General features: G+C 53.6%; 13 protein-coding genes and 2 pseudogenes. 8 read left to right on the top strand and 7 right to left on the bottom strand.

Annotated elements, in window-relative coordinates:
• Positions 1-521: 521 nt before the first annotated feature.
• A complete protein-coding gene (locus AO268_RS29845; protein WP_038443848.1) occupies positions 522-983 on the top strand; it encodes a 3'-5' exoribonuclease in 462 nt (153 codons plus the stop codon).
• Between the two features lie 90 nt (positions 984-1,073).
• On the opposite strand, the gene AO268_RS29840 is transcribed toward AO268_RS29845, so the two are convergent.
• Complete coding sequence (locus AO268_RS29840) at positions 1,074-1,553, bottom strand: helix-turn-helix domain-containing protein (RefSeq protein WP_050499464.1); 480 nt, start codon at positions 1,551-1,553, stop codon at positions 1,074-1,076.
• A 227-nt stretch (positions 1,554-1,780) separates the two neighbouring features.
• Here AO268_RS29840 and AO268_RS29835 point away from each other — a divergent pair, with 227 nt between their 5' ends.
• From AO268_RS29835 to AO268_RS29820, 4 genes are all read left to right on the top strand, one after another.
• Positions 1,781-2,173: a DUF6957 family protein gene (locus tag AO268_RS29835; RefSeq protein ID WP_051903165.1), complete on the top strand. Its 393-nt coding sequence runs from the start codon at positions 1,781-1,783 to the stop codon at positions 2,171-2,173.
• 42 nt (positions 2,174-2,215) lie between these two features.
• Entirely contained in the window at positions 2,216-2,662 is a 447-nt protein-coding gene (locus AO268_RS29830) for a hypothetical protein (protein ID WP_038443846.1), read from the top strand.
• A 90-nt stretch (positions 2,663-2,752) separates the two neighbouring features.
• Positions 2,753-3,136: a hypothetical protein gene (locus tag AO268_RS29825; RefSeq protein ID WP_038443843.1), complete on the top strand. Its 384-nt coding sequence runs from the start codon at positions 2,753-2,755 to the stop codon at positions 3,134-3,136.
• 53 nt (positions 3,137-3,189) lie between these two features.
• Entirely contained in the window at positions 3,190-3,468 is a 279-nt protein-coding gene (locus AO268_RS29820; RefSeq protein WP_038443841.1) for a hypothetical protein, read from the top strand.
• A 235-nt stretch (positions 3,469-3,703) separates the two neighbouring features.
• Here the strand turns inward: AO268_RS29820 and AO268_RS29815 are convergent, their stop codons facing one another.
• Both AO268_RS29815 and AO268_RS29810 read right to left on the bottom strand, forming a co-directional pair.
• Positions 3,704-4,246, bottom strand: coding sequence for a cysteine hydrolase family protein (locus AO268_RS29815; RefSeq protein WP_034139977.1), 543 nt, complete (start codon positions 4,244-4,246; stop codon positions 3,704-3,706).
• A gap of 100 nt (positions 4,247-4,346) precedes the next feature.
• Positions 4,347-5,237: an MBL fold metallo-hydrolase gene (locus tag AO268_RS29810; protein WP_034139978.1), complete on the bottom strand. Its 891-nt coding sequence runs from the start codon at positions 5,235-5,237 to the stop codon at positions 4,347-4,349.
• A 230-nt stretch (positions 5,238-5,467) separates the two neighbouring features.
• Here AO268_RS29810 and AO268_RS29805 point away from each other — a divergent pair, with 230 nt between their 5' ends.
• Positions 5,468-6,499, top strand: a complete 1,032-nt coding sequence (locus AO268_RS29805) for a GlxA family transcriptional regulator (protein ID WP_034139979.1) — start codon at positions 5,468-5,470, stop codon at positions 6,497-6,499.
• Positions 6,500-6,558: 59 nt separating this feature from the next.
• On the opposite strand, the pseudogene AO268_RS29800 reads toward AO268_RS29805, so the two are convergent.
• Positions 6,559-6,926: pseudogene (locus AO268_RS29800) on the bottom strand (hypothetical protein); the annotation flags it as partial.
• Here AO268_RS29800 and AO268_RS29795 point away from each other — a divergent pair.
• Positions 6,921-7,232 (top strand): annotated as a pseudogene (locus tag AO268_RS29795) (KUP/HAK/KT family potassium transporter); the annotation flags it as partial. The pseudogenes AO268_RS29800 and AO268_RS29795 sit on opposite strands and share 6 nt — an antisense overlap.
• A gap of 43 nt (positions 7,233-7,275) precedes the next feature.
• Here AO268_RS29795 and AO268_RS33415 read toward each other — a convergent pair.
• From AO268_RS33415 to AO268_RS29785, 3 genes are all read right to left on the bottom strand, one after another.
• Positions 7,276-7,404 (bottom strand): hypothetical protein, encoded by a 129-nt coding sequence (locus tag AO268_RS33415; RefSeq protein ID WP_256675350.1) that lies wholly within the window; start codon positions 7,402-7,404, stop codon positions 7,276-7,278.
• 92 nt (positions 7,405-7,496) lie between these two features.
• The gene (locus tag AO268_RS29790) at positions 7,497-8,138 is read right to left on the bottom strand and encodes a hypothetical protein (protein ID WP_034139980.1); all 642 of its coding nucleotides are present in this window, start codon (positions 8,136-8,138) and stop codon (positions 7,497-7,499) included.
• 12 nt (positions 8,139-8,150) lie between these two features.
• Positions 8,151-8,888: a HupE/UreJ family protein gene (locus AO268_RS29785; RefSeq protein ID WP_099170719.1), complete on the bottom strand. Its 738-nt coding sequence runs from the start codon at positions 8,886-8,888 to the stop codon at positions 8,151-8,153.
• A 513-nt stretch (positions 8,889-9,401) separates the two neighbouring features.
• On the opposite strand from AO268_RS29785, the gene AO268_RS29775 reads away from it, so the two are divergent.
• Positions 9,402-9,701, top strand: coding sequence for a metal-sensing transcriptional repressor (locus AO268_RS29775; RefSeq protein WP_033902319.1), 300 nt, complete (start codon positions 9,402-9,404; stop codon positions 9,699-9,701).
• The last annotated feature ends 94 nt before the right edge of the window (positions 9,702-9,795 follow it).

Raw genomic sequence — 9,795 nt, 5'->3', positions numbered from 1 at the left:
CGCCTGCCGACGCAGCGGGCGAGTGAGATTGCGGAGCTGCTGCCGCATAGATGGCAACCGGTTTAGTTGCGCAAGGCGGGATGCCCGGACGCATACCAAGGATTGCTGCTGACCGGCGTCCATCGGGAAACTGCTTGGACGTTAAATCCCCAGTTCGATTTCAATACATGAGCCTCGCAGGGCACGCGAAAGCTGCGCCTTTGGTAGCAATGTGATGAGCCCATCAACCAAGCTGCTGGCGTGACGAGCGTATAAGGTGACTGTGCCTGCAGCCCGAATTCGACCCGGTACGAAGGCACCGACTCGTTCCTGGGCAATTTTCAGTATATTCAAGACTTCTTGGCTAACCTTGTCGTGGGATAGATGCTCAACGACTGGTCTGGACGGGCACCCGGCGCGGCTCCACATTTCTATGACCGCTTGGAGGAGTCCGTCTGAGCCGAGATGCTCGAGGGCCATCTCCCATAACTGACCCTCCTGCGCCATATCCAGGCGAGCCCTAGTCATAACGGAGTTCCAACATGAGGCTCTTTCTTGATTGCGAGTTTACCCGGCTCTCAGCCACAGCGAAGCTGATATCACTCGCACTGGTAGCTGAGGATGGACGCGAATTCTACGTGGAATTGGTCGACACATGGCGAGAGGAAGATTGCAGCGACTTCGTCGTAGAGATCGTTCTTCCGCAGCTATGGGGCGGTGGCAATGCACAACCTACTATCGGGGCAAGAAGTGCACTGCTCGATTTCCTAGCCTCGTTCGACGAAGTTCTGGAGATTGTCACAGACGCTCCACAGTACGACTGGGAGCTTTTCTGCGAACTCGCATATGACGATGGTAAATGGCCAAGGAACGTCCGGAATTACCCCACTGACGGCACCACTCTGGATGCCACAAGTGACGGGGTTCCGCTTCCGCATCACGCTCTTCTTGACGCCCGTATCATCGCTAGCATGTTCACCGAAAGCGATCTGAAGAAAGGGTGATGAAGTCCTAAGAGGCCAAGGTGAGCTAAAGCTGTCTTCCACAGCATACCTTCCTGAGGCATCTTCAGCCTGGTGCTGGTCATTCAAAAATCAGGCCTGTTCGGACTTGCTGGTCAAATACCTACGAATAGTAGTTTTAGACAGACCCAACGCTTCCGATATCTCAGTCACTGACACTCCCTCACTGTTCAGGCGATTTGCCTCTGCGGCTTTCTGCGCTGCTCCGGATCGCGCCGGTCGACCAGGAGGAAGCTTCCCTGCACTTACCAACGACTCCATCTCAATATCTACGCTGTCCTTTTTTATCCTATTTAGTTGCTTATTCAAACGCTTCAGCCCCTCCCTAAGCGGCTCGTTGGACTGTAGACACGTCGCCATGAGAATCAATGAGGCCGGCTCAACCTCAAGCAGCGCTGCGAGACGAATGAGCACATCAATCGTGATGTTCACCTCCCCACGCTCAATTCGGCCCCAATAGGAACGGTCAATAGTGATCAGGTTTTCTTGCGTAAGACCTTTTTTTCTACGCAGTGCTCGCACCACTACAGCTAGGGCTTCTGCGGCCTCCATGACATTTCCCCACGCAAATCGAGGATAAGGCCATATTGCGATGCACCATAACACGGGCTATGATCCGTATTACGGTGCCATCAGCGTTTTTGAGGCCTGCTTTTCGATGCATATACATCCGTAAGCGGAGCTAAGCACCTTGCTTGCGGGAGCCATCTGCTCGAGTGCGAGCGACAACAAGCGGGATTGAATTGTCAATTTCCCGGTTATTAATGAAAGGAAGCCCTATGGCTAGCGTCGAAGAACCCGACTTCATGAATGCGCCACGGACACCACTTGAGGGCCTGTCGAGCACCTCTGCAGCTCGAGCTTTAGCAGTCGAACGCTTTCCTAAAAAGCCTTACTGCCTAGTCCGCGACTGGACAATATTTCGCATTGAAGTCACCCGCGACGAACTCTTCAAATGTCATGCAGCGGGCCAGCTCCCGATGATCCTGTTTGCTCACAACGTGGCCGAGGACAGCCAAGGCCGTTTCGAACGCGGCGATTGGGTTCGTTCAAGCATGTGCACCGGTCTCCACGACGGTATTGCGTTCGAGACCAGAAACTCTGTTTACGTATTGATTGGCCCTGGTCATGAACAGCTCGCAAGCCTGAAAGACGTTTTCTCCCTCTTCTAACCTGCGCTCTATATCGGAGCCCCTTCAGGCCAAGGACATACGATGTTTAGAACACACGACGCCGACATGCTGGGCCTACCAGGCATGTTCGGTGAGGGTCAGTACCAATGGCATCAGGTATCCAAAGTGCTTCGTAATCACTGGTATCACGTAACCGTCCAGGCCAAGACCAAGGGCCGAATTTCAGAGGCGGTTCTGATGGTCGACAGCGAACCTCGACTTCAGCAACTCCTGATTTCCCAAGACGCTGAGACGATCATCACAGAGGTGCAAGTAGTCACACCTGCCCACATGAATGGCACGGGAGTTTGGCGAATGGAGAAACTGACCAAAGTGACGCTTGGTGAAGACCAAAACGAGTGTGTTGTGTGCCTGCTGGAGGTGGAGACCGGCTCCAAATACCACAGCTCTCACCAACCTGGCTTCAGCAGCGATGCACTGAACAACGTCCGTCCGATCTATCACGTGAACATGATTCGTACAGCCTGAAATTTTCCAAGAGTCCCGCACGATATCAGGGCAGATGGTTTCGTGCGGATTTCCTGGTAACCCCATACGGGCTGCGAAAGGAGCACAATTATGCTGAATACTTTGGATGTGGATTATCATGGAAAACGACATACAGATTTCGATCTCGCACGAATCCTAAAAGCACAAGCGCAAGGCTTCGACAAACCGATAACAGCCTATCTCTGCGGAGTATCCATAAAGGCTCGTGCTGGATTAGGTGTCGTGTTTGGTCACAAGCGTAAAGACCGGTATGGGCGGTTTGGCGACGGGCACTTGATCCGCACTTCTGACGTGATTAAAGCGGAGCGCGAGGGCCGTTTTTGGGTACTGACAACCGTGAACTCGCGGTACGTAATCGCGACGTTTCAGCGCGGCAATGGGCGTGCGAGCTTGCGGGAGTTTCTGCGGCTTTCACAGGGGATGCGCCATTTCACCCCGCAAGTGTTGCAGTAATGGTCGTGTTTATCCTGGCCATGAAGCCCCATGAACAATCATAAGGTGGGGTTATGATCGTGAAGGCCGGAGAAGTCATCTGCATATCATCCGGCATTTTCGAAGGGTACGCCCGCGCAGGGCCATTTGTCGCAACGCAGGACTTCGACCTAGACTCATTCGTTGCAGAGACAATGAAGCCGTTCACTGAGAAATGGGAGGTGTCGAGCATGTTTAGGGATATCCCCAGGATGCTTTTCGAAATCGGATTCATCACCGAGTTGCCCTGTCGAAAGATCTATTTGGGGGCTATGGGCGAGGTCGACATCCGGGAAGAAAAGGAAGACTTCTGAAGTCTGGATGGATTCGGGGGTGCTCACCCCCGGTGGCATCGCGGCGGACAAGGCACTAAAGCTGTGAAAGCTTCCCGAACCCAGGGCCACTGATTTTAAGTGGCCCTGGCTCTGTCGATGCTTCAGCCAATTATTACGCCGTCAAGTTAAGTAAATCTAAACCACCAAATTGCTAGTGCGTTGATGATGAAAGCGATGGCCCCATGGGGCCCCGCAAAGTTAAGTCGTTGCGCGGTTAGACCGACAGGTACTCGTCCACCGATTTGACGGTGGCATAGCCGAACTCAAAGGCTGCCATCATCGTTGCATGTGCATGAGCGGCTGGAACGTTTACACCACCAAATGTGAGATCCAAAGTGGCGCAGGCATCGTGCAGCACAGTAACCGGATAACCCATATCCACCGCCGCACGTACTACTGCGTCGATGCACATGTGGCTCATCGCGCCTATGACTACGATTTCCTGAACATCAGCGGCTTCCAACTGCTGCTTCAGATCAGTTTCCCTGAAGGCGTTGATGTGTTTTTTTACGATTACAGGTTCATTACCTTGTGGAGCTACATCTGGTTGAATTTCCGCACCAGTGGATCCCTTTGCAAAGATCGGAGCACCTTCAGCGGACTCATGTCGTATGTGGAAAACAGGAAATCCCTTATCACGGGAGTGGCTGATCACCCGGATAGCATTCTCGACAGCGGTGTCGATGCCGGTCAAAGGCAGCTTGCCAGTGGGCAGGTATTCGTTTTGCAGATCAACTACTACAAGGCCACGTTTCATGAACGATCTCCGGTCAAATTATCCGAGCATAGGGATTGGTGGTGAAGGCTCAGGTCGGCAGGTAGAGCACCTGCCTTATTCCGAACCTAAAAGGTTTGAGTCAGAACTCCAGTGAAGCGCCGTCTTCCGGAATATCGACCCGGCTCTCGATACCTTGCTTCTTGACGTATGTGCGCAGCTCTTCACGACTCAGGGACATGTGGTTAATTGCATCCATGTGCACTGCGACGATTTTCGCGTCCTTCGCAGCCTTTGAGGCGCGTAAAACGTCTTCCTCGCCCATGATGATCGATCCCGTATAGCCGGTCATCATTGCTTTCCCAGCATTCAGTACGATGACTTCGGGATGATATTTCTCAATGGTCTGGTCGACCTCTTTACGCCAGACAGTGTCACCGGCTAGATAAAGGGTCTTGTAGCCTGTAGCTTGAAAAACGACGCCCATTGCTTCGCCAAGAGGCTTCGCTAAAGCGGGTACTGCATACATTTCGTCGGTGCCATGCTGACCACCGGTCTTGGTGATTTTGACGCCGCCGAATTCAGCTTCGTCAGTCAGTACGCGCACATTCCTGAAACCTTGGGAGCGAATTAACTTCGCATCGTCCTCATGCTGCGTGAACAGAGGGATGTCTTTCGGCAGTGCTTTTTGTGCGGCATCGTCCCAGTGGTCAAGATGCGTATGAGTGACGATGACGGCGTCAACACCAGAGATCACTTTTTCGGGCGACTCGGTCAGATCAACCAATGGATTGCGAAGGTTGCTCCGATAGGTATTTTCAAATCCTGGATACGCTCCCTTCTTGGCAAGCATCGGGTCGATCAGGAAGGTGGTGCCGCCGTAGGAGATTTTTACGGTGGCGTTACGAATTTCCTGCAAACCCACTTTATGAGATGCATCAGACGGCTTCGGCGTAGTTGTTTCCGCGAATGCCGTGGTGGCCCCTGCCGCGCAAGCAATGCTAAGGACGAGGGGAAGAGCTTTGAAGTTCATGGGGTGAATCCTGTTAATACATTGATGCCTCAATTCTTGCTCAATGCAATAAAGGTCAACAGTGGCCTGAATGACATATTTCGATATAATCGGGCCAAACGATCAGCCTTGTCCGCGAGTCCACGGGATCAGTTGCTTATACCGCCCACGCGATGCATCACCGTTGACCGTTGCTCATATATTCCTGTGCGCGCTCGATGCAAGCCACACAGCTACCTCGAGGATCACTGATGCAATCCATACGTGTTGCTGTTCTGGCTTTTGACGGCGTCAGCCTGTTCCATCTTTCCGTGCCGGGAATGGTGCTGGGGACGGCGCAGTCCGCACCTGGTGAACCTCAGTATGAGGTCAATTACTTCGCAGAGACGCCGGGTATGGTTACTAGCGACCAAGGTCTCGACTTAGCGGTTGCTCAAGGCCTGGAGCTGATGGAGGCCTCTGATGTAATCGTCATTCCAGCGTGGGCTGATCCATCGGTCGCTGCATCTGCGCAACTTGTGAACGCGCTGCAGCTCGCCCACACGCAGGGTAAGCTCATCGTAGGGCTGTGCTTGGGCGCGTTTGTGCTAGGGGATGCAGGGCTACTGGATGGGAGAGAAGCAACCACTCACTGGGCAGGCCGAGAAAAGTTTGCCCAACGTTTTCCCGCCGTTCGTTTCAGACCCGACGTGCTTTATGTTAGTGATGGCAATATCATAACCTCTGCAGGAACCGTAGCGGCTATCGACTGTTGCCTTCACCTGGTACGCCAGAGACTCGGCGCTGGGGTGGCGAATCGCACCGCGAAGATGCTGGTGACGCCGCCGCACAGGCAGGGCGGCCAAGCTCAGTACGTGGAGCATCCTGTGCCACAACTGTCCAGCGAGACTCATCTGTCTGATGTTCTAACGTGGGCCCGTGTGAACCTTTCGAGTGATCTGTCGCTCGACGTGCTGGCGGACAGGGCGAGAATGAGTCGGCGCACATTTACTCGGCGATTCAGGGAAGCCACCGGAAGCACATTCTCAAAATGGTTAAACGCCCAGCGCGTTGTCAGGGCGCAAGAGCTGTTGGAGACGACTGACTTGCCTATTGAGTGTGTGGCGGGTGAGGCAGGGTTCGGAACGCCCTTATCTTTGAGGCAGCAATTCGGCGTTCATCTTGGCACGTCGCCGTCTGAATATCGGCGTACGTTTTTTCGTGAGATGAGTCCGGGCCGAAAAGCAGACGGAAGTGGGCCCACTGCCGAGTCATTTACTGAGTCTCAGGCAAAAGTTTACTGATGCGCATGAGCTCAGGCTGCATTATCCCTGACAACAGCGCGCAGCGCCTGCAGGGGATGCTAGACGGTCACACCATCTTGCCGTTTCACTTGGCTTCGGCAAGAATATCTGTCAGCCAATAACCGGCCAGGGGCACGAGCGGCGCCCAAGACTGCTTGTAGATCACCTCTGAAGTACCGGCGTTTTTTGTCTCATGCCCATAAGTACCAGACATGCCGCAGCACCCGCTCGCTTGAACCTGTAAATTCAGTCCCATGCGCTCATAGACTTGCTGCCAAAGGCCAATGCTGTTTGGCTCATTTGTCTTTTCAGTGCAGTGGGGAAGGAAGTAATACAGGGCAGCATCTTTGACGCTTTGAGTCTGTGGAAGCGCTCCGGCGAGCCACTCCTGAGGTAGTAATACGATGGGGACTTTGTCGCCCAGGGTCGACGGTTTGAGGTTGAAGCTTACGGCGAAGGGTTCTTCCGAGTCAGTCTCCACTTTGGCTTTATCGAGGAGCCTGACGTACCCGCAGCCTTGAGTGTTTGTCATTTGAGTGAGCTGGACTTCAGTCCGATGCGTACGACCTACGTCCTTAGCCGCGAGACCGTTATCCCGACCAAGCGGATCGGTATGGCTCGTTGGCGAGAAGGCTTGTTCGCTTTTCTGCTGAAGAACGCCAACAGCAACCTTAAATATTTCAACTTGCCGCTGAACCGAGTGATCGAACTGGGTACGCAGGTTGAGATGTAGAAACAAACAAGGCCGCAACTGCGGCCTTGTTCTATTCAGGGTGTCACTCGTGTGAGTGTCCGTGTGCAGCGGACTCGGAGGTTTCTCCTTTCTCACCACCGCCGCATGCCGTCATCAGGCCGAAGAAGCAGATCAGGAGCATCGAACGAAACAGGGTGGTTGGGATTTTCATGGAAGGACTCTTCAAAATTTGGATGAAATAAATGGTCTGGTGCTGGCTGAGCGCTGAATTATCGGCAGCAGGACAGCCATCGCTGTTTTGAATTACTGTTTGACGCTCAAGTAATCGCCGTTGGTTTTAAGTGCAATGGTCACGTCGTTGTTGCTGCGATTACGCCAAAACCAACCATGGGTGCCGTCAAAAATGGCCGTAAATTCACCCTTGTCACTTTTGACCTGCTTGCCCTTGCTGTAGCTGTGGAAGTAACCCTTCTCGCCGTTGTAGGGTTCGCCATGGGTATCGAAGTTCACAGGCCCACCAACCGCAGTCCATTCGTAGCTAACAGACTTGCCCTTCAAGACTTCGAGCTTTATTTCCGTCCCTTCACCTGGCTTGAGCGTGACGCTCATTTGATTCGTCTTCAAAGCTGAAGTTGGCGTGGGTGCCGGCTGAGCAACAGGTTTCGCAACAGGCTGGACTTGCGCGACCTGCATAGCTGGAGCTGGAGCTGATGCTTGCGGCGGAGTTGCATCCGCCAAAGCCTCTTGGGCCAGGATGATCTTCAGTTCGCCCATCTGGGTTAGCCCTAATGCTCGGCCCACACCTGTTGGATCAACGGCGTATTCCGAAGGCATGACAACAGTCACCAGCAGACCGACAGCAGTCAGCAGTGCAATGACAGTCGAGCGCACCAGTTTGCGAGTGCTTGGCAATTCATTAACAGTTGGAAGCGGAGTATTAAACATGGTCAGAATTCCTTACGCGGAGAGAAACAGGCCGGTGATTTGGTAACCCATTAGCAGAAACCCGGCACTCATCATGGCGACGTTGGCGGTATAGGCGTGGTGCCAAAAACCACCAGTGCGACGCCAGTACCCCATCAGGATGAGAATCGCGCTGAGGGCCAGTAATTGACCGATCTCAACGCCAACATTGAAGGCGATCAGGTTCGGAATCAGGCCATCAGGCGAGATCTCGTACTCCTGGATCTTCGTCGCCAGACCAAAACCGTGGAGCAAGCCGAAGATCAGCGTGGCCACTTTGGTGTTGGGTTGGAAACCGAACCAGCGCTGGAATGCGCCCAGGTTGTCGAGCGCCTTGTACACCACCGAGAAGCCAATGATGGCGTCGATGATGTACGAGCTGATGCTGACCTCTGTAAGTACGCCAAGCAGCAGCGTGACCGAGTGTCCCACCGCAAACAGCGTGACGTAGAGGCCCACGTCTTTCAGGCGGTAGAGGAAGAAGATTACTCCGAACAGGAACAGCAAGTGATCGTAGCCCGTCATCATGTGCTTGGCGCCCATATAGATGAACGGCAACAACATGATTCCGGTGCTTTCTTGGATGAAACCCTTGTCACCTTCAGCGACGGCATGCGCCATCGCTTCGGGCATGCCGAAGAAAAGTGCCGCCAAAAACAAAAACAACAGTAATAGCGGGCGATGCGAGGGCGCAGAGAATGCGCCAACACCGCTCATTGAGTACGAATGCATGAATTAATCCTACGTTGCAGTGATCGTGGGCCGCATTGCGGCCATGGTCAGGATGCGAACGCAGGACGGGGTGGACGCTCGATCAAAAATATCGGCGGCAGCGGAACAGAGTGTCGAAGCGCATCGACCCGGATGGCTAGCATAGGGGATGTCGCCAGCATCAACGCGGCAGTGAGTTGCGGCGTCTCGTGCTGATGATCAGGGGTCAATGGCGAATGGTAGTGATCTGAAAGACTTGAATAGCTGGATGAGGCCTCTTCGCCGTGGGAATGATTGGCGTCTTGTGTGATCTCCCAGGCTGGCTGTGTCGACGTCACTGATACCGAATAGGTATGCCCGGCCCAAGCCACCAACATAGCGAGAGCAAGCGCGATTACCACCGTTATTGTCAGTGTCCTGCTGAACATGGAGTTCGGTTTTCTACCTGTTGAATGGGGCTTTCTTACGTTTGACTATATCCTCCTAGGGGGGATAGGATGCCAGCATAATTCATTGAAGCCTGAGCCTCAAGTCATGAGTGAACACGAACAAGAACACAGCCATCCCCACACTCACCAAAGTCATGAGGCAATCATCAAGCGCCTCAAGCGGGCGGACGGTCATTTGCGAGGCATCATCACCATGATCGAAGAGGGGCGCCAATGCGTGGACATCGCACAGCAGTTGCATGCTGTAGAAAAAGCGGTGTGCCAAGCCAAGCGGACGCTCATCCAGGATCACATTGATCACTGTCTAGAGGACACCGTTTCGGCACTGGGTAATGGCGAGCGCGCACCGTTGGAAGCGTTCAAACAAATCACCAAATACCTCTAGGGAAACTCTGAAAAAGACTTTCTGATTTGGCAAAATACCGCGACCCCACCCACCGAGTTTCCCGATGAAGCAGATGACCTTCGCCGACGCCGAG

The organism is Pseudomonas sp. ICMP 8385 (assembly GCF_002699915.1).
Lineage (GTDB): Bacteria > Pseudomonadota > Gammaproteobacteria > Pseudomonadales > Pseudomonadaceae > Aquipseudomonas > Aquipseudomonas gessardii.
Note: the sequence above shows the minus strand (reverse complement) of the source record. Positions and strands in the feature narration are given on the sequence as shown.

Coding starts and splice junctions, on each gene's coding strand:
- AO268_RS29825 (WP_038443843.1), top strand. CDS start 2,753: ATGCTGAATACTTTGGATGTGGATTATCATGGAAAACGACATACAGAT.
- AO268_RS29845 (WP_038443848.1), top strand. CDS start 522: ATGAGGCTCTTTCTTGATTGCGAGTTTACCCGGCTCTCAGCCACAGCG.
- AO268_RS29805 (WP_034139979.1), top strand. CDS start 5,468: ATGCAATCCATACGTGTTGCTGTTCTGGCTTTTGACGGCGTCAGCCTG.
- AO268_RS29835 (WP_051903165.1), top strand. CDS start 1,781: ATGGCTAGCGTCGAAGAACCCGACTTCATGAATGCGCCACGGACACCA.
- AO268_RS29790 (WP_034139980.1), bottom strand. CDS start 8,138: ATGTTTAATACTCCGCTTCCAACTGTTAATGAATTGCCAAGCACTCGC.
- AO268_RS29815 (WP_034139977.1), bottom strand. CDS start 4,246: ATGAAACGTGGCCTTGTAGTAGTTGATCTGCAAAACGAATACCTGCCC.
- AO268_RS29785 (WP_099170719.1), bottom strand. CDS start 8,888: ATGCATTCGTACTCAATGAGCGGTGTTGGCGCATTCTCTGCGCCCTCG.
- AO268_RS33415 (WP_256675350.1), bottom strand. CDS start 7,404: ATGAAAATCCCAACCACCCTGTTTCGTTCGATGCTCCTGATCTGCTTC.
- AO268_RS29820 (WP_038443841.1), top strand. CDS start 3,190: ATGATCGTGAAGGCCGGAGAAGTCATCTGCATATCATCCGGCATTTTC.
- AO268_RS29840 (WP_050499464.1), bottom strand. CDS start 1,553: ATGGAGGCCGCAGAAGCCCTAGCTGTAGTGGTGCGAGCACTGCGTAGA.
- AO268_RS29810 (WP_034139978.1), bottom strand. CDS start 5,237: ATGAACTTCAAAGCTCTTCCCCTCGTCCTTAGCATTGCTTGCGCGGCA.
- AO268_RS29775 (WP_033902319.1), top strand. CDS start 9,402: ATGAGTGAACACGAACAAGAACACAGCCATCCCCACACTCACCAAAGT.
- AO268_RS29830 (WP_038443846.1), top strand. CDS start 2,216: ATGTTTAGAACACACGACGCCGACATGCTGGGCCTACCAGGCATGTTC.